Origin of the sequence: Paracoccus sp. J56 (assembly GCF_019633685.1) — a bacterium.
GTDB lineage: Bacteria > Pseudomonadota > Alphaproteobacteria > Rhodobacterales > Rhodobacteraceae > Paracoccus > Paracoccus kondratievae.
The window spans coordinates 41,680-66,162 of sequence record NZ_JAFL01000002.1 but is presented as its reverse complement, the minus strand read 5'-3'; the positions used below and the strand labels follow the sequence as shown (position 1 = coordinate 66,162).

Below are 24,483 nucleotides of genomic sequence, written 5' to 3'. Positions count from 1 at the left end.
CACACCTTTTGCGTGACTTCCTGACGGTCAGGGACGCTCAAGACACAGGGCAACGCCCATGCCGCCGCCTATGCACAGCGTGGCAAGGCCTTTCTTTGCATCGCGGCGCTTCATTTCGAAAAGCAGCGTGTTCAGGATGCGGCAGCCCGAAGCACCGATCGGGTGGCCGATGGCGATGGCGCCGCCGTTCACGTTGACGATGGCCGGATCCCAGCCCATGTCGCGGTTCACGGCAAGTGCCTGAGCGGCAAAGGCTTCGTTCGCCTCGACCAGATCCAGATCGCCAACCGACCAGCCGGCCTTTTCCAAAGCCTTGCGGCTGGCGGGGATCGGACCGGTGCCCATGATCTGCGGATCGACGCCGGCTGTCGCATAAGAGGCGATGCGGGCGAGCGGCGTCAGACCACGGCGCGCGGCCTCTTCCTCGGTCATCACCAGCACAGCGGCCGCGCCGTCATTCAGACCCGAGGCGTTGCCTGCGGTAACCGTGCCCTCTTTGCTAAAGGCGGGGCGAAGCTTTTGCATCGCATCCAGTGTTGCGCCGTGGCGGATGTATTCATCGGCATCAGTTACCGTGTCGCCTTTCCGGGTCTTGATCGTCACCGGCACGATTTCATCGGCGAACTTTCCGGCTTTTTGCGCGGCTTCGGCCTTGTTTTGCGAATTGACCGCGAATTCGTCCTGCGCTTCGCGCGTGATGCCCCATTTCGCAGCCACATTCTCGGCCGTGGTGCCCATGTGATAATCGTGGAAAGCGTCCCAGAGCCCATCCTTGATCATCGTGTCGAGCATTTTCATGTCGCCCATTTTCTGCCCGGCGCGGATAAAGGCGGCATGGGGGGCAAGCGACATCGACTCTTGCCCGCCTGCTGCAACGACGGTGGCATCGCCAAGGATCACCTGCTGTGCCGCCAGCGCGACCGAACGCAGGCCAGAACCGCAGACCTGGTTGATCGTCCAGGCGGCGGATTCTTGCGGGAAGCCAGCCTTGATATGCGCCTGACGGGCGGGGTTCTGACCCTGACCGGCGGTCAGCACCTGGCCGAAAATGGTTTCCGAAATTTCGGCCGGATCGACGCCTGCGCGTTCGACCACGGCTTTCAGCACAATGGCACCCAGCTCATGCGCGGGGATGTTCGCAAAGGATCCCAGAAAGCTTCCGACGGGTGTGCGGGCTGCGGAAACAATTACGGCTTTGGTCATGACAGGCTCCTTCGCTGATGGCCGGGACAATCGGTTACAGCCAAACTGTTTCCTGTTTCGTTACTCAAGGTCAAGCGAACTCCGCGCTGCAGCAACGGCCCGGCGCATTGTCAGATGGTTCGGTGTCTTGCCGACCGGGCAGCGCTGCTTGGCGGATCGCGCAGGGGCGGGTTTCGGGCTGCGACCGGGAAGGCGTGGGGTGCTGGCAGGGCGAAACGCGGACGAGAGCAGGGCGCGATTATTGTGCGGCCCTTTCAACTGACTGGCGCTGCCCTATTTGCGATGCGCCTGTGTGCCGGGGGATTTCCACGGCGGCACGATGGTTGGCGCGCCGAAATAATACCCTTGCAGGCAATCGACCCCCATTTCGATCAGGAAGGCCGCATCTTCGGCTGTCTCGACCGATTCTGCGACGGTGAACATGTCAAAATGGCGCGCGATGGATTGCAGCGCCCGTGCCAGCACCTGATTGTCACGTGTCTGGGCGATGTCGCGGATAAACTGCCCGTCGATCTTGATCATGTCGAAACAGAAATCCCGCAGGTAGCGGAACGAGGTATAGCCCGCGCCAAAATCGTCCAGGGCAAAACTGACACCGTGCGATTGAAGTTCGTGCATGAAGCGATCGACCGGTTCAGGCAGGCCCATGGCCGAGCTTTCGGTGATCTCAAGGATCAGCCGTTCACCGATGCTGTCGTTACCGGCAAGGCCCTGTTGCAGGATGCGCAGCCATGGAGAATAGCCGATCGAGCGCGCCGACATGTTGATCGACAGCCGCAAAGAGGGTTCCTGTGCAAGCGATTTTAGCCCCAAAGACAGGGACAGGCAGTCGATCTGACGTCCCAGTTCAGTGGTTTCCGCCAGTGGCATGAAATCCCTTAGCGGCACGATCCGACCGGTTTCGTCGATGATTCGGATCAGCCCTTCGTGAAAGGCGGCGCGGTCGGGACTGTCGGCCCGCACCACCGGCTGAAAGGCCAGAACCCCATCCCCGCGCGATACCGCCCGTCGTACGGAGGCCATCGTCACCCGCGATTGTTCATTGACAATGAAATCCAGCGGAGAGTCCGCCTTCTGAAGTGAATCGGTATTGTCGGTCATGCCAAGCTCCTGTCATTGTCGGAACTCTGGCGATGATGTCCTAACATCGCGTAAACTCTGTCTGCTTTCTCAATTCGAGGTTAACGTTTCCTTGCCTGATGTGATCAAACGCTGTGCCTGGTGCGGGTCAGACCCGCTATATGTCGCCTATCACGACCACGAATGGGGCGTGCCCGAATATGATTCGCGGGCATTGTGGGAAAAGCTGGTGCTGGACGGTTTTCAGGCCGGGCTGAGCTGGATCACCATCCTGCGCAAGCGCGAGACTTTTCGCGAGGTTTTCGAGGGATTTGACCCTGAGCGTGTCGCCGTCTGGGAAGAGGCCGAGATCGCCCGCGCTCTGCAAAACCCCGGCATCATCCGCCATCGCGGCAAGATCGAGGCGGCGGTCAAAAGCGCGCGGCTGTTTCTTGAGATTGAGGAAGGCGAGGGGTTTTCGCCCTTTATCTGGTCCTTTGTCGGCGGGCGGCCGATCCAGAACCATTTCGCCGCCATGAGCGATGTGCCCGTCAAGACCGCGGAATCAGAGGCGATGTCCAAGGCGTTGAAAAAGCGTGGTTTCAACTTTTGCGGACCGGTGATCACCTATGCCTTCATGCAGGCCTGCGGGCTGGTCAACGATCACATGACAGGCTGTCCCTGCCACGCCCGGATCAAGGCGCTATCGCCTGCCTGATCAGCTCTTTGGCGGTGTCGGACGACCAGTCCGCCCCGCCGATCAGTCGCGCTATTTCATTGCCGTCGCGGTCGATCAGTACCGTTACCGGCATACCCATCACACCCATTTGGCGCGCAAGCTGTTGGCGCGGGTCCAGGCGCACGGGCAGGTTGGTGATGTTTTCCTCATCCAGAAACTTGCGCACGGCTGGCGGTGGGTTGTGGCCCGCGGCGATGGCGACGACCTCGAAATCCTCGCCGCCCATTTCGGCCTGCAACGCGTCCAGCGAAGGCATCTCTTCGCGGCAAGGCGCGCACCAGGTCGCCCAAAAATTCAACAGCACCACTTTGCCTTTCCAGTCGGCAAGGCTGTGGGTGCCGCCCTCGGGGTCGGTAAAGGTGGTTTCGGGCACGGCCACCGGCTCGGTCCGGGTCAGCTTGGTCAGCCCGCCATCACTGGCGGCCTGCCAGTCGATTTCCCCCGCGAAAGCGGCATTTGCACCAAAGAGCAGCGCCGTATAAAGAACCAGCCAACGCATTTCACCCCCCGAAGGACAAGTCATGACCGAGCAGCCCAGCAGCACCGCTAACCAGATGTGGGGCGGACGTTTCGCCGCAGGCCCGGACGCGATCATGGAGGCAATCAACGCCTCGATCGGCTTCGACCAGCGGCTTTATGCCCAGGACATCCGGGGCAGCCGCGCCCATGCTGCGATGCTTGCCGCGCAAGGCATCATCAGCACTAGCGATGCCGAGGCGATCGGGGAAGGGCTGCTCACGGTCTTGTCAGAGATCGAGAAGGGCGATTTTCCCTTTTCGACCGCGCTGGAAGATATCCACATGAACGTGGAATCACGCCTGAAAGAGCTGATCGGAGAGCCGGCGGGCCGCCTGCACACGGCCCGTTCGCGTAATGATCAGGTGGCGACCGATTTTCGCCTGTGGGTGCGCGGGCAATGCGATGCGGCAATCGAGGGGCTCGGCGCGCTGATCCGCGCTGCTTTGTCGCAGGCCGAGCGGGGCGCGGATTGGGTGATGCCGGGCTTTACCCACCTGCAGACCGCCCAGCCCGTTACCTGGGGTCATCACATGATGGCCTATGTCGAGATGTTCGGCCGCGACCTGTCACGCTTTGAGGATGCGCGGCGGCGGATGAATGAATCGCCCCTTGGTGCGGCGGCGCTTGCCGGGACGAGCTTTCCCATCGACCGCGAGGCGACGGCGCGGGCGCTGGGCTTTGACCGGCCGATGGCGAACAGCCTCGATGCGGTCAGCGACCGGGATTTCGCGCTGGAGTTCCTTTCGGCCTCGGCGATCTGCGCGGTCCATCTGTCGCGGCTGGCCGAAGAGCTGGTGATCTGGTCCTCGGCCCAGTTCCGCTTTGTCACGCTGTCGGATCGTTTCTCGACTGGCTCGTCGATCATGCCGCAGAAAAAGAACCCCGACGCGGCCGAGCTGATCCGGGCCAAGATCGGTCGCATTCTGGGCGCAGCGGTGGCATTGTTCGTGGTGATGAAGGGCCTGCCCCTGGCCTATTCCAAGGACATGCAAGAGGATAAGGAACAGGTCTTTGACGCCGCCGACAACCTGATGCTGGCGCTGGCGGCGATGACAGGGATGCTGTCGGACCTGACCGCGAACCGCGAGCGGCTCGAAGCGGCTGCCGGGGCGGGTTTCTCGACCGCGACCGATCTTGCTGACTGGCTGGTGCGCGAGGCCGGCTTGCCCTTCCGCGATGCCCATCACGTCACGGGTGCATTGGTTGCCATGGCCGAGAAACAGGGGATCGACCTGCCCGATCTGTCGCTTGAGCAGATGCAGTCGGTCCATCCCGCAATCACCGCGGATATCTATGGCGTGCTTGGCGTGCATAATTCCGTCGCCTCGCGCACCAGCTATGGCGGCACCGCTCCGGCGCAGGTTCGCGCCCAGATCGCGCGCTGGAAGCAGAAACTGGGAGAGATCGCATGACGCAACCCCTGCTGTTTGCGCTGTTCGCGCTGATTTTGGCCACGCTGGCCGCCTGCGGTGTGGATGGCCCGCCGACCCGGCCCGAATCCACCCCCGAACCGGGGCTGCATATCAGCGGAGAGGCGCAGATCGGTGTCGTCTCGAAGCTCTGAGCTGACACCGGTCCGGCTGGTCTGGGCGGGGCTTACGCTTTTTGGCGCGGCCCTGGCGTTATGGCGGGGCGAAGTGCTGTGGCGTGGGGCCGAGGGGTCGGATCTTGTCGCTCATGCTACGCTGGCCTTCTGGTGTGTGATCGAGACAATGCAACGCCGCAACTGGATCGCGCTTCTGACGCTGCCGGCGCTGGCGCTGGGACTTGGTTGCGCGCTGCCGCTTTATTTATTCATCCGCTCTCGCAGGATCGCCTGATGGATCACTTTAACTACGTCGATGGCTGGCTTCATGCCGAAGAGGTGTCGCTGAGCCGTATCGCGGCCGAGGTCGGAACCCCGGTCTATGTCTATTCGACCGCGACGCTGACCCGCCATTTCCGGCTGTTCCAGCAGGCGCTGAACTGGACCGATCATCTGGTCTGTTTCGCGGTCAAGGCGAACTCGAATATCGCTGTGCTCAAGCTTCTGGGCGACCTGGGCGCGGGCATGGATATCGTCTCGGCCGGGGAATACGCCCGGGCGCGGGCGGCGGGCGTGCCGGGCGAACGGATCGTCTTTTCAGGCGTCGGCAAGACCGAGGCCGAGATGCGCATGGCGCTGGAAGGCGGCATCCGCCAGTTCAACGTCGAATCCGAGCCCGAGCTTGAGGTTTTGTCCCGCGTTGCAGTTTCGATGGGGGTCGAGGTGCCGATCGCCGTGCGTGTCAACCCCGACGTGGATGCCAGGACGCATGAAAAGATTGCCACCGGCAAATCGGAAAACAAGTTCGGCATTCCAATCGCCCGCGCGCGCGAAGTCTATGCCAATGCCGCGCGTCTGCCCGGGATAAAGGTGGTCGGCCTCGACATGCATATCGGCAGCCAGCTGACCGATCTTGAACCTTACCGGCAGGCCTATGCCAAAATGGCCGACCTGACCCGCGCGCTGCGCGCCGACGGACATCAGATCACCCGACTCGATATGGGCGGGGGGCTGGGGATTCCCTATCGCCGCGACAATAACGCGCCGCCTCTGCCCATCGAATACGGACAGGTGATCCGCGATGCGGTTGGCGATCTGGGCTGCGAGATCGAGATCGAGCCCGGTCGCAATATCGCGGGCAATGCCGGTATACTTTTGTCCTCGGTCATCTATCTGAAAGAGGGTGAGGGGCGGGATTTCCTGATTCTGGATGCCGCCATGAACGATCTGATCCGTCCGGCGATGTATTCGGCCCATCACGACATCGTTCCGGTGCGCGAGGCTGCGCCGGGAACCGACGTTGCGCCCTACGACGTGGTCGGTCCGGTTTGCGAAACCGGGGACACCTTCCAGAAGGGGACCCAGCTTCCCACGCTGGCGCCCGCAGATCTGGTGGCGCTGCGCTCGGCCGGGGCCTATGGAGCGGTGATGGCCTCGGAGTACAACTCGCGCCCGCTGGTGCCCGAGGTGTTGGTCAATGGCGATCAATTCGCCGTCATCCGTGCGCGACCGACGCTTGAGGAAATGCTGGGACGCGATACCATCCCGGAATGGCTCTGATCGCTCAATCCCGTGCCGCTCTGGCCAGGGGGTCCACTCTCCCGGGCCTTCGTGGGATATTTGTCCACGAAAGAATGAGGGGGCGGGGCAATGACGCCAGCTGAACAGCACCGGATCGCGCGCGCGGTCGCTTTGACCCGCGCCGGCATGTGGTGGGAGGCTTTGGCCGCCGCCTTCTGGCCGTTGGCGCTGATCGTTGCGCTGACGCTTGCGGCGCTGGCCTTTGGCGTGACCGATCTTTTCTCATCACGCGCGCTTTTGTGGCTTATTGGCTTTGTCGCACTGGCCGTTGTCGCGGCGGCGGGCTGGGGCATCTGGCGCTTTCGCCGCCCTTCGGCCGAGGCAGCGCGGCTGCGCGTTGATCTTACCCTGCCCGGACGTCCCTTGTCCGCCCTGCGTGACCGCGTTGCAGTCGGTGCCGGGGATGAGGGGGCGGATGCGCTGTGGCGCGCCCATCTTGCGCGGATGCGGGCCACTGCCCTTGCCGCGCGGCCAGTCGCACCTGATGCGCGGCTGCGCTGGCGCGATCCCGCCGGGTTGCGGCTTGCCGGGATGGTGGCGCTGGTCATGGCGCTGATCTTTGCCCCGGCAGGTCAGCTGGGACAGGGGCTTGCTGCCCTTGGCGCGACGTTTCGCCCCCAGCTTGCCGAACGACCAGAGACTGAATCCGCGCCTTCATGGGAGGGCTGGGCCGAGCCGCCAGCCTATACCCGCCGCCCGACGCTTTACCTGAACGCATTGCCCGAGGGGCAGTTGCTGGAACTGCCCAAAGGTTCAAAGCTGAGCTTTCGGCTTTATGGCGAGGGGGGCGAGATCACGCAGGACATTGGTGCTGCGGTGCCGGGTGGCGACCCTGCCGCACCAGAGTTCATGGCTGAACGTGACGGCGTGATCGAGGTTTCGGGCCGCCGTTTCGATGTGACCGTTCTGCCCGATGCTGCGCCCGAGGTGCAGCCCGGCAAGGCACCCGAACGGCGCGCTGACGGGCGTCTGGTGCAGGATTTTACTGCCAGTGACGACAATGGCATAGCGGCGGGGCAGGCTGTGATCACGCTGAACCTTGCCGCGGTTGATCGCCGCTTTGGCCTTGCAGTTGAGCCTGAGCCGCGCGACGCGGTGGCGCTTGATCTGCCTCTGCCTGCAAGCGGCAATCGCAATGAGATCCGGGGGCGGCTGGTCAGCGACCTGTCGCGCCACCCTTGGGCGAACCTGCCTGTTACCATCTCGCTGAAGGTCGAGGACGGGATCGCGCAAGAGGGCGTCTCGGCCCCGATGCAGATGATCCTGCCCGGGCGGCGCTTTTTTGATCCGCTTGCGGCCGCGTTGATCGAAGTGCGGCGTGATCTGCTGTGGTCGCGCGAGAATATGCGCCGTAGTGCACAGATCCTGCGTGCGGCAAGCTGGCAGCCCGACGGCTTTATGGATCAGGAGCTTTATCAGGGTCTGCACGGCGTTATCGGTACGCTCGAATCCGGTGAACTGACCGAAGAAGCACGCAACAAGCTGGCGCAGGTCCTGTGGGATGCGGCGGTGGCGCTTGAGGATGGCGGGCTTGCCGATGCGCTTGAGCGGATGCGGCAGGCGCAAGAGCGGCTATCGGAGGCGATTCGCAATGGCGCCAGCCCCGATGAGGTCCAGCGCCTGATGAATGAGCTGAAACAGGCGACCGATGAATATCTGGATATGCTGGCGCAGCAGCAGGGCACGGATCCTTCCGAACGGTTCGACCGCTCACCCCAGAACAATCAGACCATCACCGGCGACCAGATCCAGCAGATGATGGATGAGATCCAGCGCCTGATGAACGAAGGCCGTATGGCCGAGGCGCAAGAGCTGCTCGAACAGTTCAACCGCATGATGCAGAACATGCGCGTGACCGAGTCCGAGGGCGGCTCGGGTGGTCGTCAGCGGCCCTCGGACCGGTTGGCCGAGACGCTGCGAGACCAGCAGAAGCTGGCCGACGAGGCGATGCGCCAGATGCAGAACCAGTTCGGTCAATGGATGCAGGGTGAGGACCAGCAGAGCCAGCAAGGCGATCAGGAAAACCAGTCGCTTGCCGACCGTCAGCGTGCGCTGCGCGAGGACCTGGGCCGGCAGCGCGGTCTTTTGCCCGGTCGCGGCACGCCTCAGGGCGAGGAGGCACGGCGTCAGCTCGACGAGGCCGGGCGCGCGATGGAAGAGGCCGAGGATGCCTTGCGTCGCGGTGATGCAGGGGGTGCGATGGAGGGGCAGGCGCAGGCCCTGCAATCCATGCGTGAGGGTATGCGCGCGCTTGGCGACATGATGGCGCGTGATCAGCAGCAGGGGCAGGAGGGCGCGCCACAGCAGGGCGGCCAGCAGGATGGACCCGAGGGGCCGTCGGGCGATCCGCGCGGTCAGCGCGGGCTGGCGCAGCCCTATGACCGCCGTCCGCAGACCGATCCTCTGGGCCGGTCCTTGTCGGGCGATGGTGGCTCAATCACAACCGGCGATCCTCTGGCCGAGGGGACGGACCCCTCACGCAAGGCGCGCGAGCTGCAGGACGAGATCCGCCGCCGCAGCGGCGAACGAGAGCGTCCGCGGGATGAGCGTGATTATCTGGGCCGTCTGCTGGAGAATTTTTAAGAGCTATTCGCCAAGAATGCGATCGTGCAGCCAAAGTCGGCCGCGATCGACCTGTTCACGCCATTCGGTCAGAATGCCGCCTTCGGTGCCCGCCGTCAGCCGGGGCGTCAGCGCGTAAAGCGCAACAAGTCCCAATGCCAGAAGCACCGCAAGACCAAAGCCCGCGCCATAGCCCGAAGAGCGGCGCGGCTGCGGGATCAGTGCTGGTACAGGCGCAGGACGCGGCGGTGAGGGTGCCGATTCTACAGCCGCTGGCTCAATCTCTGCCGCAGGGCGAAGCAGGGGGCTGCCCAGAGATACGGGTGCCTCATCCTCATCTTTTGCCGGGTAACTGGCCTCGGCGTTGTCCGGTGCTGCTGAGGGCTGGATAAGCGGACGGGTCAGCGTCGCCGCCAGCTCTTCGGCATCGGGCAAAGCCGGGGCTATCGAGTCGGGCCAGTCGGGTTCGGGCCCGGCCTGCATGGTTTCCGCGGGTTCGGTGGGAGCGGGGGTATCTGGTTGCCCGGCTGGATGGCTCGTCGGCTTGTCGACGGGTGGTGCAGATTCGGTTCCGGTCACCGTGGTTGCGGGCCAGTCACTGGCCGGCTCGACCGCTTCCGGGATCTCGGGGGCGGTCGCGGGCGGTTCCTGATGGGGTTCAGGCTCGGCTGTCGCGGGATTGTGATCGGCTACAGCGGCACGCTGTTCGGTGGCGCGGGCACGCATTTCACGCTCAGCCTCTTCGCGCAGGATTGACAGAACCGATTCGTCCAGCGGCCTGCTCAATACCGCAGAGGTGGCGGAATCGCCCCCCGCTGATGCCGTGGCCGACAGCGGGCGGACAGGGTTCACCACAGATTTTTCCGCCCTTGCCTGACGCCAGACATGTCCGCAGGCCGAACATTCGACCTCGCGTCCCGCAGGGGGAATGGCAGATTCCGCGATCTCGTACTGAGCCGCGCAGCGGGGGCAGGTAAGGCGCATGGGCGGGTCTTTCGGCTCCGGACGGGGCTGTTTCGATGATGCGGGCGTCTCGCATTCGCCGCGGGACTGTTCTATCAAGCCAGGAACCGCGCGCCAAGCAGCCCGCACGGAAAGGGACCACCAGTGATCGAGATGCAGAACCTGTCCTTCGGTTACAGCGGCAACGATCCGCTGTTGGCCGATATGTCGCTGACACTACAGCCGGGCTCGTTCCATTTCCTGACCGGCCCGTCGGGGGCGGGCAAGACGACATTCCTGCGGCTTTGTTATGCCGATCTTTTGCCGACCGCCGGGCGGATGACCGCCTTTGGTCAGGATGTGCGCGGCCTGTCGCGCGATGGCATTGCGGCGCTGCGTCGCCGGGTCGGGGTGGTGCACCAGGATACCCAGTTTCTGGACCACCTGCCGGTGGCTGAAAACATCGCTCTGCCGCTGATCGTTTCGGGTCAGCAGGTCGATATGGCTGCGCTGGGGGATCTGCTTGCCTGGGTTCAGCTTTCGGGCCACGCTCGCGCCCGGCCGCCCGAACTGTCGGGGGGTGAGAGGCAGCGCGCGGCGCTTGCCCGTGCCGTCATCATGTCGCCCGACCTGATTCTGGCGGATGAACCGACCGGCAACCTTGATTGGGATATGTCGATGCGGCTCTTGCAACTCTTGATCGAGCTGAACCGTTCGGGCAAGGCGGTGCTGATTGCCACCCATGACCTGAACCTGATCCGTGCTGCCAAACAGCAGGTGCAGGCGCGAGTGCTGCGCATCGCGGGCAAAAGGCTGCAACTGGCAGGAGCGGACCTGTGAAGAAACCCGACCTGAAATCGCTGGATCTGGCGACCTTGTGGCGCGGGCTGACCCGCCCTGACCCGGCGGGAACGGATCGCGTCGTGCCTCCGACCGGGTTCACCGCGCAGCTGACGGTGTTCTCGGCTGCAGCCATGGCCTTTCTGGCGGTCTTTGCGCTGGCGCTGGCGCTGGCGACAGGACGTCTGGCCGAGCGGTGGTCGACCGAACTTGCGCAGACCGTGACTGTACGAATCGCAGCCCCCGAAAATCAGCTTGATGAGCAGACCGCCACGGTGATGGAGGTGCTCAAGACCACGCCCGGTATCGCCGAAGCCCGGCTTTTGCCCGACAGCGAGGTCGAACAGCTACTTGAGCCCTGGTTTGGTCCTGACGTCCCGGTCGAGGCGCTGCCCGTGCCCCGGCTGATCGAAGTGACCGAGGACCGCGACGGCTTTGACGCCGAGGCGCTGCGCCTGCGTCTGCAGGGTGAGGCGCCGGGCGCGGTGCTGGACGATCATACCCGCTGGCGCCAGCCTTTGGTCTCGGCCGCGACGCGGTTGCGCGTGCTTGGGCTTTTTTCACTGCTGCTGATCGCGGCGGCTTCGGGGGCGATGATCACACTGGCCGCCAAGGCGGCGCTGGCGGCGAACGGGCAGGTGATCCGGGTGTTGCGGCTGATCGGTGCGCGCGACATCACCATCGCCACGGCCTTTGTACGCCGCTTTACCCGTCGCGCCGCCATGGGGTCCGTCGCAGGTATGGTGCTGGGCATGGCGGCGATCTGGGCGCTGCCCTCGGTCGATCAGGCGGGTGGGTTCCTGACCGGGCTTGGCTTTTATGGCTGGGGCTGGCTTTGGCCGTTGCTGATCCCGCTTTGCGCTGCCGGGATCGGATTTGTCGCCACGCGTTGGGCGGCGCTGAAGATGCTGCGCGAGGTGCGCTGATGAGCCTTTATCACCCGCGGAAAGCCTCGGTTCTCGACTGGCCGCTGACGGTGATCTACTACCTTTACGCGGCGCTGGTGACGTTGGTGCTGGGCCTTTGGGGCCTGCCGCAGGTGCTGGTCCGCCCGGAACGCGCCCAGCGTGTCGCAAGCGTCTGGCTGGGCCAGATGCTGGGTGCTGCGCGGCTGATCCTTGGGGTGCGGGTCGAATATCGCGGCACGCCTCCGGTGGGCGATTGTATCGTCGCCTCAAAGCATCAAAGCTTTCTCGACATTCTTGCGCTTGCCCGCGCCTGTCCCCGCCGCGCTTTCGTGATGAAGCGCGAGGTGCTGCGCGTGCCGATCATGGGCTGGTTTGCCCGTAAGGTCGGTTGCATTCCCATCGACCGCGCCCGCGGCAAAGAGGCGATGAAGCAGATCATCTCTGGGATCGAGATCGCCCGCGCCCGCCCCGAGGGGCTGGGTCAGCTGATCATCTATCCCGAGGGCACCCGGACCCGTCCGGGACATAAGCTGCCCTACAAGCATGGCGCGGCGCTGATTCAGCGGGCCACCGGCCTGCCTGTCCATCCGGTTGCGGTGAACTGTGGCCTGTTCTGGCCCAAGCGCGGTATTCCGATCCGTGGCGGTACCACGGTGATCGAATTCCTGCCTCCGCTGCCTGCTGGTCCCCGTGCCGACGAGGTGATGGAGGCGCTTGAGGCCAGTATTGAAAGCGCCAGCGATCGCCTGCTGGCCGAGGCGGGCGGCGTTCGCCCGGCTGGCTGACGCAGGGTCAGGCCAAAACGTTTTACCATTGCACCGACCGGCGGTTGCGGTCCAACCTGCCCGGCGGATTCGCGGGTCTTTGGGCCGAAACAGGAGGACGGAATGCGTCCGATCATCGACATTGATCATTTGTCCAAGCGCTACGACAGCGGCACGGTGGCGCTGAACGATGTCTCGTTGCAGATCAGCGAGGGCGAGATCCTTGCCCTGCTTGGCCCGAACGGAGCGGGCAAGACAACGATGATCTCGATCATCTGCGGGCTTGTCGTGCCAAGCGGTGGCACGGTGCGCGTCGGCGGGCATGACATTCGCAGGGACTGGCGCGCGGCGCGCAAGCTTATCGGGCTGGTGCCGCAGGAAATCGCACTTGAGCCCTTTGAAAAGGTTATCGACTGCGTACGCTTTACCCGCGGCCTTTACGGTGCGCCGCCGGACGAGGCCTATATTGAAAAGCTGTTGCGCAGCCTTGCGCTTTGGGACAAGCGCGATGCCCGCACACGCGAACTGTCGGGCGGGATGAAGCGCCGGGTGCTGATTGCAAAAGCGTTGTCACACAGGCCCAAGGTGCTGTTTCTGGATGAACCCACTGCCGGGGTCGACGTCACCCTGCGGCGCGAAATGTGGCAGGTGGTGCAGGAACTGCGCAACGACGGCGTGACCATCATCCTGACCACGCATTATCTGGAAGAGGCCGAGGATATGGCTGACCGTATCGGCGTCATCAACCGGGGCGAGCTGTTGCTGGTCAAGCCCAAGGATGAGCTGATGGGAGAATTCGGTAAAAAACATCTGACCATCGCGCTGGACGTGCCGCTTGCGACCCTGCCGGCCGAACTTGCGGCGCGGGGTCTGACGCTTTCGGCGGATGGGCGTGAGATGGGCTATGATTATGACACCCGCGCCGAGCGTACCGGCATCGCCCGCCTGCTGGCCGATCTGGCTGAACGTGACATCGCCGTGCGCGATGTATCGACCAAGCAAAGCAGCCTCGAAGAAATCTTCATGTCCTTGCTCGAGGAGGAAACCGCATGAACTGGCGTTCCGCCCGCGCTATCTTTGGCCATGAAATGGCGCGCTTTTTCCGCACGGTCTGGCAATCGCTCGCCTCGCCGGTGCTGTCCACGGTGCTGTATTTCGTCGTCTTCGGTGCGGCTATCGGTGGCCGGATCCAGGCGATTGAGGGCGTGCCCTATGGCGCATTTATCGTGCCGGGGCTGATGATGCTGACCGTCCTGCAGCAATCGGTGGCCAATGCCAGTTTCGGCATCTATTTCCCGAAATTTTCGGGAACGATCTATGAAATCCTTGTTGCTCCGACCGGTTGGATCGAGGTGACGCTGGGCTTTGTCGGTGCGGCTGCCACCAAGGCGGTGATGATCGCGCTGGTGATCCTGTTGACCAGCTTTTGGTTCAACGGCGTCCATATTGCGCATCCGTTCTGGATGCTGGCCTTTCTGTTCCTGACCGCGCTTGGGTTTTCGCTTTTGGGCTTTATCATCGGGCTTTGGGCCAAGAACTTTGAACAGCTGCAGATCGTGCCGATGATGGTCATCACGCCGCTGGTGTTCCTTGGCGGCGCTTTCTATTCGGCCTCGATGCTGCCGCCTTTCTGGGAAGGGGTCGCTAAGCTGAACCCGGTGCTTTACCTGATCTCGGGCTTTCGCTGGAGTTTTTTCGGTCTTGCCGATGTGCCGGTCGGGCTGTCGCTTATCGCAGTGGGGCTGATGATCCTGATCTGCATGGCAATCATCCGCTGGATCTTTCTGACAGGATGGCGCCTGCGGGAATGACCGCCAGCGGGCAGGGGGGTTAACGATCGGGGCAGCCGCGCAGGCCGCCCCTTTTTTATTTGCGGCACAGGCGGGTCTGCGGGTCCAGCCGCACATATTCCCGGGCCGAGATCTTGTGCATTTTGAGCGAATATTTCCACTCGCTGTTCCATTTGCGCAGGATGCCGTTGCGATAGAACTGGGCCATCAACTCATCGACCACCGGCGGGATAATGGTGGTGCCGGGCAGACGCGGGGCGTGAAAGCCGACCGTCGCCCTGGGGCTGAGGCAGGCATTGGGCATGGTGATGTAGATGGTGCAGGCCGAGCGGCAATAGCCCCGGATTTCGACCGGGCGGCCGCTGGCAACCAGACGGTTGCGGTGGCGGATCGTCTTTACGACATTGCCGCCCTTGTCGTTCATGATCACGATAGGCTGACCCCGGCCCCGGGCCTGCGCCTCGGACATGCCGGGCAGGGCGGTGATCGTGGCGCCAAGCCCCAGCATCAGGGCCAGCGCGGCGGCAAGGCGGTTGGTAAGAAGGCGCATCTTCATGTCCTTTGCTATGCCCTGCCGAACGCCCAGGACCAAATGACGTTCCGGCGAGCAACGCTTGGCGCTTAACAAGCGCCGCGACCCGCATTATATGCCGCGCATGAGCCAGAACCCGCCCCTGTTGCGCCCCGATCTAGCCCCTGCGCCCATCTTTGACACCAGTCGAAGAGAGGGCCAGCCCACCATTGGCATGGTCAGCCTTGGCTGCCCCAAGGCGCTGGTGGATAGTGAGCGCATCCTGACCCGCCTGCGCGCCGAGGGTTATGCCATCAGCCCCGACTATAAGGGCGCGGGTGCGGTGATCGTGAATACCTGCGGGTTTCTGGACAGCGCCAAGGCGGAATCGTTGCAAGCGATCGGTGAGGCTCTGGCCGAGAATGGCAAGGTCATCGTCACCGGCTGCCTTGGCGCCGAACCGGAATATATCACTGGCGCACATCCCAGCGTGCTGGCGGTGACCGGACCGCAGCAATATGAGCAGGTGCTGGATGCCGTTCATCACGCGGTACCGCCCAGCCCCGACCCTTTCATCGACCTGCTTCCGGCCTCGGGCGTCAGGCTGACGCCGCGCCATTACAGCTATCTGAAGATATCCGAGGGCTGCAACCACGCCTGCAAGTTCTGCATCATTCCCGATATGCGCGGCCGTCTGGTCAGTCGCCCGGCCCATGCCGTGATCCGCGAGGCCGAAAAGCTGGTCGAGGCAGGGGTGCGCGAGTTACTGGTCATCTCGCAGGACACCTCGGCCTATGGGCTGGACCGTAAATTCGCGACCGAACGCGGCCATCGCGCCCATATCACCGACCTGGCCCGCGATCTGGGTCAGCTTGGTGTCTGGGTTCGGCTGCACTATGTTTATCCCTATCCGCATGTGCGCGACCTGATCCCCCTGATGGCCGAGGGGCTGGTGCTGCCCTATCTCGACATTCCCTTCCAGCACGCCCACCCCGAGACGCTGCGCCGCATGGCCCGGCCTGCCGCGGCTGCAAAGACGCTGGACGAGATTGCGGCATGGCGCGCCATCTGCCCCGATATCACCCTGCGTTCGACCTTTATCGTTGGCTATCCCGGCGAGACCGAGGAAGAGTTCCAGACACTGCTGGATTGGCTCGACGAGGCACAGCTAGATCGGGTTGGCTGTTTCCAATACGAAAACGTCAGGGGTGCGCGGGCGAACGATCTGCCCGATCACGTGCCAGATGAGGTCAAACAGGAACGCTGGGACCGCTTTATGCAAAAGGCGCAGGCGATCTCGCAGGCGCGGCTTGCGGCCAAAGTCGGCCAGCGGCTTGATGTCATTGTCGACAGCATCGACGAAGAAGGCGCGACCTGTCGCACCAAGGCCGATGCGCCCGAGATTGACGGCAACCTCTTTATAGACGAAGGCTTTGCAGAGCTCTCACCCGGCGATATCGTCACTGTCACCGTGGATGAGGCAAGCGAATACGATCTCTGGGGCAGGATATAGCCAGCAATACTCGCGCAGGTTGTGACTTTGGGCGCGCTGGCTTATCAGGGGTGAAAAAGGCGCAGTACGGCGGAACAGATGAACTGGGATCCTGAAGGCAAGCCTCGCAAACCTGATTTCCTGTGCATTGGCGCCCAAAAAGCCGGCACGACGTGGTTGTCGCAGATGCTGTCGCAGCATCCTGGTGTGTGGACGCCACCCTTCAAGGAAGCGCAGTTCTTTAACCACCGCTTTATCGAAGAACATCGCAAATGGTTGCCCTGGCATTTCCGCCGCAGCCGTCAGAACATCGAGAAACGCTGGACCTCGCGCGGGCAGGAAGTCCCGGCCGAGGTGGTGAGTTACATGGATCGCGTGACGCGCCAGCCCATGTTTACGAACCATTGGTACAAGCTGGTCTTTGCCCCTGCGCCTGCGGGAACCAAGGCGATTGATGTGACGCCCGAATATTCGACCCTTCCGCAGGAGGGCGTTGATTTCGTGGCCAAGTTCCTGCCGCGTGCCAAGTTCGTCTATATCATCCGCCATCCGGTGGACCGCGCGATTTCGCAGCTTAAGATGAACCTTACCCGCAAGGGCCGCAAACCCGCGACGGTCGAGGAGTGGCTGCAAGAGGTCGAGGATCCGGTCCTGATGCAGCGCGGTGACTACCTGAACTATGTCCCGCGCTGGAGCGGGCATTTCGGTCCCGACCAGTTGCTTTATCTGCCCTTTGGCCGGATTGCCCGTGACCCCTTGGGCGTGCTGCGCCAGATCGAAGATTTCTTCGGCCTTAACCCTCATGACTATCGCGATATGGGCAAGAAAGTCTTTGCCTCGGGTCATGCGCTGGTGGTGCCCGACAAGGCCCGCGCCCGGCTGCGCGAAAAGCTTGAGCCGCAGTTCGAATTCCTTGAACGTCAGTTTGGCCCGGAATTCGTCAGCCAATTCCGGTGAGACTTTCCCTTTCCTGCCGGCTCGACTACATAGCGGCCAACTTCACGAATTTCAGAGACGGGGAACGATCATGGCCTCCTACCAGTATGTCTATCACATGGACGGGGTGTCCAAGACCTATCCGGGCGGAAAGAAGACCTTTGAAAACATCCGCCTGAACTTTCTGCCCGGCGTCAAGATCGGCGTTGTCGGCGTCAACGGTGCCGGTAAGTCGACGCTGCTGCGCATCATGGCCGGGATCGACAAGGACTTTACCGGCGAGGCCTGGGCCGCCAAAGGCGCAACCGTCGGCTATCTGCCGCAAGAGCCGCAACTGGACCCCAGCCTGAACGTGCGTGGCAACGTTATGGAGGGCGTCAAGGCCAAGCAGGCCAAGCTGGACCGCTATAACGAGCTGGCGATGAACTACTCGGACGAGACGGCCGAGGAAATGGCGCGCCTGCAGGATGAAATCGACGCCGAGAACCTGTGGGATCTCGACAGCCAGATCGACGTGGCGATGGAGGCCCTGCGCTGCCCGCCCGATGACGCGGATGTCGAAAGCCTTTCAGGGGGTGAGCGGCGGCGCGTGGCGCTGTGCAAGCTGCTGCTTGAACAGCCGGACATGCTGCTGCTTGACGAACCGACCAACCATCTGGACGCCGAAACGATTGCCTGGCTGCAAAAGCACCTGATCGAATATCCCGGCACCATCCTGATCGTGACTCACGACCGGTACTTCCTGGACGATATCACCGGCTGGATCCTTGAGCTCGACCGCGGCCGCGGCATTCCCTACGAAGGGAATTATTCAAGCTGGCTGGAACAAAAGGCCAAGCGGCTTGAGCAGGAAGCCCGTGAGGACAAGGCGCGTCACAAGACCCTTGAGCGCGAGTTGGAGTGGATCCGTGCCGGCGCCAAGGCACGTCAAGCCAAGCAAAAGGCCCGGATCAACGCCTATAACGAACTGGCCAGCCAGTCCGAGCGTGAAAAACTGACCCGCGCCCAGATCATCATTCCGAACGGCGAACGGCTGGGCAACAAGGTGATCGAGGTCAACGGGCTGCGCAAAGCCATGGGCGACAAGCTGTTGATCGAGGACCTGTCCTTCAGCCTGCCGCCGGGCGGTATTGTTGGCGTGATCGGCCCGAACGGTGCCGGTAAGTCCACCCTTTTCCGGATGCTGACCGGACAGGAACAGCCTGATGCTGGTGAGATCACCTACGGCGACACCGTCAAGCTGAGCTATGTCGATCAGTCGCGCGACGCGCTTGATCCCAACAAGACCGTGTGGGAAGAAATCTCGGGTGGGGCCGAACATATCGAGCTGGGTGACGCCTCGATGAACAGCCGCGCCTATTGCTCGGCCTTTAACTTCAAGGGCGGTGACCAACAGAAAAAGGTTGGCCTGCTCTCGGGCGGTGAACGCAACCGCGTGCATATGGCCAAGCTGCTGAAATCGGGCGGCAACGTGCTGCTGCTGGACGAACCGACCAACGACCTTGACGTCGAGACGTTGCAGGCGCTGGAAGCGGCGCTTGAAGATTTCGCTGGTTGCGCCGTCATCATCTCGCACGACCGCTTCTTCCTTGACCGGTTGTGCACCCATATCCTCGCGTTCGAGGGCGATGCCCATGTCGAGTGGTTCGAGGGCAACTTTGAGGATTACGAGGCTGACAAGATCCGCCGCCTTGGCCCGGATTCAGTCGAGCCAAAGCGGGTGAAGTACAAGAAGTTCACCCGGTAGAAAAAAAGGGGGCGGAAACGCCCCCTTTTCTTTTTTGCGGTATTGTGACCGGGTCAAAGACCTGCGGTTTTCGCCCCCTGGCCCTGGAGAAAGTCGAAGTGCCGCTCGATTATGCGGTCCAGCTCTTCGCGTGAGGCTTTTTTCATGCCACGTTTCGCCAGAATTTCCTTGGCGTGGCGCGGGGTATCGTTCATCCCGTAATGGGTCACGATGCTTGGAACCGAGGGGTCGGTCAGGGCAACCATTACCGTCGGAATGCGGTAATGGGCAAAACCAAAGACGGTGCGTTGCGGGTGGCGCACCGCCACACCCACGCCGAGGAAGGGATTGAACCAGCGGTAAAGCCCCTGCGTCGGCCCATCAATGACCGAATAGATCACGGTGGGGAAGCTGACGGCAAAGGCGCCATGGGCTTTCCAAAGGGTGTCGCCGTGCTTGTGCAGCTTGCGGATATAATCCTTTGAGACGCAATCGTCGTCGTCCAGACGGAACTGCAAGCAATCCTTGAGCTCAAGACCCATCTCTTCGAGTGTCTTGATCTGCGCGTCCGCAACATGCATCGGCGGGACAAAGCGCAGTTCGACATAGGGTCGCGCGTCGCAAAGGGCCTGCAGCTTTTGGCGGTAGGTCTTGGGCATCCGGTCCGAAGAGATCACCAGGAGTTTGAAATCCGGGTCGGTCTGAGCGTCCAGAGAGGCAAGAGTCAGCTGCTCAAAGGTCTCAAAGCGGGCGGCCATGCGCTCTTCGCTAAAGAGCTCTTTCTCTTTTTCCTTGAAGATCGGTTCGAGGTCCTTGTCCTCGACGTTGCGATAGGCTTTCCAGTCGCCCCGGCCAATCATGGAAAATCGGCATATGCCGACAATCGTCATCTTTCTAGTCATACCGCGAACCGTGCTTTAATCGGTGAATGTACAAGGTTTTTCCCGGCGCGGCGTTCGGCCTCGGCGACGTCGGCCTGGATGGTCTCATCAGTGGGAATATCCCACGGATCGTCAGCAGTCAGGAAGCCATGCTCGATCAGAGCGGTACGGATCTCGCCAAAATCCGCATGACCCCAGCTGTTATGGTTGGGTTTCTTGCCGGGTTCGAGATATTCTGCCACGAGGCTGTTGATCAGCAGCGGATCCTTGCCCATCATACCGCTGAGTTGCAGGCGCATGCTGTGATGTTCAGCGTTGTTTCTGCGCAGGATGACGGCGATCTCCTTGCCGGGATCAGCTGCCATGCCGGCCATGTGCAGGGCCGAAGTGTCAAGGCTGATGATCTTTTGCGCCGCGCGGTAAAGCGCGAACTGATCTTTCCAGGACAACTGTTCGGGGAAAACCGGAACATAGCCGGCACGGCTGAGGTTTTCCTCAAGCACAGCTTCGGCCAAAAGCCCGCCGTTCGCGATATACTTGGTACGCGAGATATAGATTTTTTCCGGTCCGTTCGGGGCAACCTTGCCTACGGTATTGCGCAGGAAGTTGCGGTATTCTTCGGTCCCGAAGGCGATGTCGCCCAGACCGAACCCCTGACCGGGAATGGTCAGCTTTTCGACAAGTGTCGGCTCACCGACCACCAGGGTCGGACATTTGATGTCGAAAATATCGAAAAGCTCGCGGTGGGGTTTTTTGAAATGCGTCAGGGTGGCGTGTTTTGGGGTAAAGATTATCCCGTCATAATCGTTGTTGGCCGCCCAAAGCCTGCTGATCGTCTCAGAGATGAAATGGCCGAAATGGCCATAATACATCCCGGCAAAAAGATAATGCCCCTCAAGCTTTGCGGTCGGTTCGGGCGCTTCTTCAAGGGCAAGGGACATGCGCCCGGCTCCGCGCCATTGGGCTGCCTCGGGGATGTCACCGTCCTTCCACACGCCGCTAGGGGTTCGGGGGCGGGATTCCTTGGGAGGGGCCACAATCGCATCTGCGAGAGTGATTGTTTCTCTGGACCAACCCTGATCAGGCAGCGGAGGACAAGGCTCGCTCACGTTTACTCTCTCAAATTATAACACATCGATTCGTCGGTGAGAGACAGGTCTCCCCCGACTTTGCCCTTGTTTGGCAATATATACTTGGCTGTGCAACCCAAATTGGCGCATGGCGAAAGGCCGCGCGCCACAGGGTTTAATTGCAACGCAGCTTCAGGCCCATTCCCATGGCAGCGCCATCTGGCCAAGCAGCTTGGCCATAGCATCGCGGTCCACTTCGCCCGTCGTTTTGATCCGCGCGACGAGACCCCGTCTTTTGTCATCAATCACCTCGGCCACTTCGGCGGCAAGGCCCGCGCTTTGCAGCATCTCGTTGTAGACGCGCCCGATTGCGAGCTTGCGCAGGTCAGGCTTGAAAATCTTGCCGACCGCAGTCTTGGGCAGTTCGGGCAGGATCTCGATATGTTTGGGCACCGCAGCACGTTCGTGGATGTGGCTGCGCGCGTGCTGCATCAGCTCGTCCTCTGCGACCTCGGCCCCGGCGACCAGCTCGACATAGGCGCAGGGCAGTTCGCCAGCAAAGCTGTCGGGCTGGCCGATGGCTGCGGCGGCAGCGACCTTGGGATGAGAGAGCAGCGCATCTTCGATCTCTGCCGGGTCGATATTGTGGCCGCCGCGAATGATCAGGTCCTTGGCCCGGCCAGTGATCCACAGATAGCCGTCGGCGTCCATCCGCCCCAGATCGCCCGTGCGCAGAAAGCGCCCTTCGGCAAACAGGTCGCGGTTCTTGTCGGCCTCGGTATAGGTCGAGCCCTCATAAACGCCCGGGTTGGCGATGCAGATTTCGCCGACCTCTTCGATGCCGCATTCCCGAAAGCCGCCATTCTGACGCTGCAGGATGCGGATGTGGGTATAGGGCAGGGGGATGCCGACCGAGCCGACCTTCTTGAGCCCGTCAATGGGGTTGCATGAGACAAGGCAGGTCGCCTCGGTCAGGCCGTAACCTTCGGCGATTTCGACGCCGGTGGCGGATTTGAAACGGTTGTACAGCTCGATCGGCAGGGGTGCCGAGCCCGAGATCGCGGTGCGAAGCGACGAAACATCCGCGTTTACCGGGCGCTGCATCAGTGCCGCGATGGCAGTCGGAACGGTGATCAGGAAGGTTGCCTGCCAGCGCTCGATCAGCTTCCAGAAATTGTCAAAGACACCTTCGCCGCGATAGCCAGCCGGTGTCGGCATCACAAGCTGAGCGCCTGACATCAGACAGGACATCAGCACCGGATAGGCCGCAAAGACGTGGAACATCGGCAGCGGGCACATCAGCACATCGGTTTCGGTGAACAGCAGCGTGCCGCCCAGCCAGCCGTTGTAGATCATCCCCGATTGCTTGTGCTGCGCGACCTTGGGCATACCGGTGGTCCCGCCGGTGTGGAAATAGGCGGCGACCCGGTCTCCGGCAGGTTCGTCAAAGGTCAGGCGGTTGTGTTTACGCGCGCTGGCGGCAGCCTCGAAATTCAGTACTTTGGCGTGGTGGCGCGTGGTGACCTTGGGACGCATCAAAGGCACCAGCAGGCGCTTTAACCCGGTCAGATAGCCGCGCAGATCGACCTCAAGCACCGTTTGCACATTGGGCGCTTGCGCAACGGCCGCGGCTGCTTTTTGCGCAATGTCGGATTTGGGAAAGCTTTTCAGCGTCACCAGGACCTTGGCGCCGGTTTCCCGCAGGATTGAGGCGATGTGGTCGGGCTCCAGCAGCGGGTTGATCGGGTTCACGATACCCGCAGTTGCACCGGCCAAAAGCACGATCGGCGCTTCAAGACAGTTTGGCAGCAGATATGCCACGACGTCCGTGGGCCCGACCCCTAGTTCGCGAAACAGGTTCGCGGTTTCGGTCACACGCTCGTGCAGTTCAGTCCAGCTCAGGGTGCGCGCCGGGGCTGTCGGGTCCGAAAAAAGCTGAAAGCTAAGCGCGGGGCGTTCAGGATGACGGTCCCGGGTTTCGGTCAGCGCCTGATACAGTGTGCCCGGCAGGATGCGTTGCGCATAGGGCATCTCCGTCTCGACCGCATCGCGGTCTGCGACGCCTGCAAACCTGACCACCATTTCTCAGACCTCCCAGTTTTCCCCCCGGGGCAGTGCCCCACTTACAGGCAGAATGGTCCAACTATCAGTATGCTGGCAAGCATTCCGCAGCGCTAATCCGGGGGGAAACGCAGCGTCGCAACCGCGCTGGCGGTGTCGGGACCCCTTAGTTCTGGGGGATACGCAGCGTCTGGCCGGGATAGATCTTGTCGGGATGGCTTAGCATGGGGCGGTTCGCCTCAAAGATCTCATTATAGCGGTTTGCCTTGCCCAGATATTTCTGTGCGATGGCTGACAGGGTTTCGCCTTTTTGTACGGTGTGGAACACGGGTTTGGCGGCCTGTGGTGCCGGGGTCTCGGTACCCGCGCCTTCGGCAAGCTCGACACGTGCGATGCCTTTGATGTTGCCGACCGCGAGAATCAGCTTTTCCAGCGTCTCTTGATCGCGCGCCTTGCCCGAGATCACAACCGTATCGCCCCGCAGCGTCAGGTGCACGTCCCTGGCCGTCAGCCCCAGTGAGGCAAGCTCAGCCTTGAGCGCCGCCACTTTGCGGTCGGTGTCGCTTTGCGCGGGCTGCGAGGGGGCCTCTTGTGCCTCTGCCTCTGACCCGAACAGCGACTTGCCGGCATCCTTCACGAAATCCCAGATCGCCATGAGATATTCCTTTCCAACTGCATTCTAGCGGCAACGTTTTGCCGAAGCCACGGTTCCAGAGAAATTTAGGCAACCTCAGGTTGAACGTCCCGGCTGCGTTTCGTAAATTGCAGCAGTTCAAAGGGTGCCAGATGTTGAAAATTTCACGTAAGATTATGTCTTTGCTTGTTTTTCTACCCGCCATGACGGCTCCTGCCGTTGCGGGGGAGGCTGGGCCCGTACCCGCCAAACCTGCAGAGGCCAGGGCCGGGCAGGTCACCTGCTATGAAACGTCGGTGCAGGAAAATCAGGCAGCTGCCAGTGCGACCAACGCATTGCGCAAAGCCCGCGGGTTGTCCTCGCTGCAGCCCAACCGCGATCTGGCCGTCGCTGCCGCCCGCCACGCCTGCGACATGGCCCGGCGCGGTCAGATGACGCATCGCGGCAGTGCGACCTCAGGGCCGATGCAGCGGTTGAAGAAAGAAGGGTACAGGCCCCGCATTGCCGCCGAAAACATCGCTGCCGGCCCCTGGGGGCAAGAGCAGGTTTTGGCAGCATGGTCACAATCGCCAGGGCACCTCGCCAATATCCTGCTGCCGCAGGTTAGGCATTACGGTATCGGCCGGGCGGTCGGGCCGGATGGCAAGACCGTGTATTGGGCGGCGGTTTTTAGCGCACCACGTTGAGCAGCGCGCTACGCTGGCCGGTCGCAATGATGGACGCCCGCATACCCTGAAGGC

General features: G+C 62.2%; 24 protein-coding genes. 15 read left to right on the top strand and 9 right to left on the bottom strand.

The genetic code is table 11. The annotated features are described in order from the left end of the window. Positions 1 to 27: 27 nt before the first annotated feature. Both M511_RS01805 and M511_RS01800 read right to left on the bottom strand, forming a co-directional pair. On the bottom strand, positions 28 to 1,203 hold the full coding sequence (locus tag M511_RS01805) for an acetyl-CoA C-acetyltransferase (protein ID WP_085501207.1): 1,176 nt from the start codon (positions 1,201 to 1,203) through the stop codon (positions 28 to 30). Between the two features lie 273 nt (positions 1,204 to 1,476). Next, positions 1,477 to 2,304, bottom strand: coding sequence for an EAL domain-containing protein (locus M511_RS01800; protein ID WP_010398239.1), 828 nt, complete (start codon positions 2,302 to 2,304; stop codon positions 1,477 to 1,479). Between the two features lie 91 nt (positions 2,305 to 2,395). On the opposite strand from M511_RS01800, the gene M511_RS01795 reads away from it, so the two are divergent. Then, positions 2,396 to 2,980 carry a DNA-3-methyladenine glycosylase I gene (locus tag M511_RS01795; RefSeq protein ID WP_085501206.1) on the top strand — a complete coding sequence of 195 codons (585 nt, stop codon included), beginning with the start codon at positions 2,396 to 2,398 and terminating at the stop codon, positions 2,978 to 2,980. Here M511_RS01795 and M511_RS01790 read toward each other — a convergent pair. Beyond that, a complete protein-coding gene (locus M511_RS01790; protein ID WP_085501205.1) occupies positions 2,958 to 3,500 on the bottom strand; it encodes a TlpA family protein disulfide reductase in 543 nt (180 codons plus the stop codon). The two genes, M511_RS01795 and M511_RS01790, sit on opposite strands and share 23 nt — an antisense overlap. 22 nt (positions 3,501 to 3,522) lie before the next feature. Here M511_RS01790 and argH point away from each other — a divergent pair, with 22 nt between their 5' ends. From argH to M511_RS01765, 5 genes are all read left to right on the top strand, one after another. Beyond that, positions 3,523 to 4,932 (top strand): argininosuccinate lyase, encoded by a 1,410-nt coding sequence (argH, locus tag M511_RS01785; RefSeq protein WP_085501204.1) that lies wholly within the window; start codon positions 3,523 to 3,525, stop codon positions 4,930 to 4,932. Beyond that, positions 4,929 to 5,084, top strand: coding sequence for a hypothetical protein (locus M511_RS01780; protein WP_176224497.1), 156 nt, complete (start codon positions 4,929 to 4,931; stop codon positions 5,082 to 5,084). Before argH ends, M511_RS01780 begins: the two co-directional genes overlap by 4 nt. Next, positions 5,065 to 5,340: a DUF2834 domain-containing protein gene (locus tag M511_RS01775; protein ID WP_085501203.1), complete on the top strand. Its 276-nt coding sequence runs from the start codon at positions 5,065 to 5,067 to the stop codon at positions 5,338 to 5,340. The genes M511_RS01780 and M511_RS01775 overlap by 20 nt, the downstream gene beginning before the upstream one ends. Next, positions 5,340 to 6,605, top strand: coding sequence for a diaminopimelate decarboxylase (lysA, locus tag M511_RS01770; RefSeq protein ID WP_085501202.1), 1,266 nt, complete (start codon positions 5,340 to 5,342; stop codon positions 6,603 to 6,605). Before M511_RS01775 ends, lysA begins: the two co-directional genes overlap by 1 nt. 90 nt (positions 6,606 to 6,695) lie before the next feature. Further along, positions 6,696 to 9,209 carry a DUF4175 domain-containing protein gene (locus tag M511_RS01765; protein ID WP_085501201.1) on the top strand — a complete coding sequence of 838 codons (2,514 nt, stop codon included), beginning with the start codon at positions 6,696 to 6,698 and terminating at the stop codon, positions 9,207 to 9,209. 3 nt (positions 9,210 to 9,212) lie between these two features. Here M511_RS01765 and M511_RS01760 read toward each other — a convergent pair whose 3' ends face one another. Next, positions 9,213 to 10,172, bottom strand: a complete 960-nt coding sequence (locus M511_RS01760; protein ID WP_085501200.1) for a zinc-ribbon domain-containing protein — start codon at positions 10,170 to 10,172, stop codon at positions 9,213 to 9,215. A 123-nt stretch (positions 10,173 to 10,295) separates the two neighbouring features. Between M511_RS01760 and M511_RS01755 the strand changes: the two genes are divergently transcribed. The 5 genes from M511_RS01755 to M511_RS01735 all read left to right on the top strand — a co-directional run bounded on the left by M511_RS01755 (position 10,296) and on the right by M511_RS01735 (position 14,453). Further along, complete coding sequence (locus tag M511_RS01755) at positions 10,296 to 10,970, top strand: cell division ATP-binding protein FtsE (RefSeq protein ID WP_010398222.1); 675 nt, start codon at positions 10,296 to 10,298, stop codon at positions 10,968 to 10,970. After that, positions 10,967 to 11,896, top strand: coding sequence for a cell division protein FtsX (locus M511_RS01750; RefSeq protein WP_085501199.1), 930 nt, complete (start codon positions 10,967 to 10,969; stop codon positions 11,894 to 11,896). The genes M511_RS01755 and M511_RS01750 overlap by 4 nt, the downstream gene beginning before the upstream one ends. Next, entirely contained in the window at positions 11,896 to 12,663 is a 768-nt protein-coding gene (locus M511_RS01745) for a lysophospholipid acyltransferase family protein (RefSeq protein ID WP_085501198.1), read from the top strand. The genes M511_RS01750 and M511_RS01745 overlap by 1 nt, the downstream gene beginning before the upstream one ends. Before the next feature lie 102 nt (positions 12,664 to 12,765). Beyond that, on the top strand, positions 12,766 to 13,695 hold the full coding sequence (locus tag M511_RS01740; RefSeq protein WP_085501197.1) for an ABC transporter ATP-binding protein: 930 nt from the start codon (positions 12,766 to 12,768) through the stop codon (positions 13,693 to 13,695). Beyond that, entirely contained in the window at positions 13,692 to 14,453 is a 762-nt protein-coding gene (locus M511_RS01735) for an ABC transporter permease (RefSeq protein WP_010398213.1), read from the top strand. Before M511_RS01740 ends, M511_RS01735 begins: the two co-directional genes overlap by 4 nt. Positions 14,454 to 14,508: 55 nt before the next feature. On the opposite strand, the gene M511_RS01730 is transcribed toward M511_RS01735, so the two are convergent. Continuing rightward, a complete protein-coding gene (locus M511_RS01730) occupies positions 14,509 to 14,982 on the bottom strand; it encodes a hypothetical protein (protein ID WP_227493403.1) in 474 nt (157 codons plus the stop codon). A gap of 106 nt (positions 14,983 to 15,088) precedes the next feature. Here M511_RS01730 and rimO point away from each other — a divergent pair, with 106 nt between their 5' ends. From rimO to ettA, 3 genes are all read left to right on the top strand, one after another. Continuing rightward, a complete protein-coding gene (gene rimO / locus M511_RS01725; protein WP_029372368.1) occupies positions 15,089 to 16,456 on the top strand; it encodes a 30S ribosomal protein S12 methylthiotransferase RimO in 1,368 nt (455 codons plus the stop codon). 78 nt (positions 16,457 to 16,534) lie between these two features. Continuing rightward, entirely contained in the window at positions 16,535 to 17,392 is an 858-nt protein-coding gene (locus M511_RS01720; RefSeq protein ID WP_085501196.1) for a sulfotransferase family protein, read from the top strand. A gap of 70 nt (positions 17,393 to 17,462) precedes the next feature. Then, positions 17,463 to 19,118, top strand: coding sequence for an energy-dependent translational throttle protein EttA (gene ettA, locus M511_RS01715; RefSeq protein WP_010398205.1), 1,656 nt, complete (start codon positions 17,463 to 17,465; stop codon positions 19,116 to 19,118). Positions 19,119 to 19,171: 53 nt separating this feature from the next. On the opposite strand, the gene M511_RS01710 is transcribed toward ettA, so the two are convergent. From M511_RS01710 to lysM, 4 genes are all read right to left on the bottom strand, one after another. Next, positions 19,172 to 19,999, bottom strand: a complete 828-nt coding sequence (locus M511_RS01710) for a glycosyltransferase (protein WP_138918365.1) — start codon at positions 19,997 to 19,999, stop codon at positions 19,172 to 19,174. Continuing rightward, on the bottom strand, positions 19,996 to 20,919 hold the full coding sequence (locus M511_RS01705; RefSeq protein WP_010398200.1) for a glycosyltransferase family 61 protein: 924 nt from the start codon (positions 20,917 to 20,919) through the stop codon (positions 19,996 to 19,998). The genes M511_RS01710 and M511_RS01705 overlap by 4 nt, the downstream gene beginning before the upstream one ends. A 321-nt stretch (positions 20,920 to 21,240) precedes the next feature. Then, positions 21,241 to 23,127 (bottom strand): acyl-CoA synthetase, encoded by a 1,887-nt coding sequence (locus M511_RS01700; RefSeq protein WP_176224502.1) that lies wholly within the window; start codon positions 23,125 to 23,127, stop codon positions 21,241 to 21,243. 148 nt (positions 23,128 to 23,275) lie between these two features. Then, positions 23,276 to 23,764, bottom strand: coding sequence for a peptidoglycan-binding protein LysM (lysM, locus tag M511_RS01695; protein WP_010398098.1), 489 nt, complete (start codon positions 23,762 to 23,764; stop codon positions 23,276 to 23,278). An 80-nt stretch (positions 23,765 to 23,844) separates the two neighbouring features. Here lysM and M511_RS01690 point away from each other — a divergent pair, with 80 nt between their 5' ends. After that, a complete protein-coding gene (locus M511_RS01690; RefSeq protein ID WP_227493405.1) occupies positions 23,845 to 24,429 on the top strand; it encodes a CAP domain-containing protein in 585 nt (194 codons plus the stop codon). Positions 24,430 to 24,483: the final 54 nt, after the last annotated feature.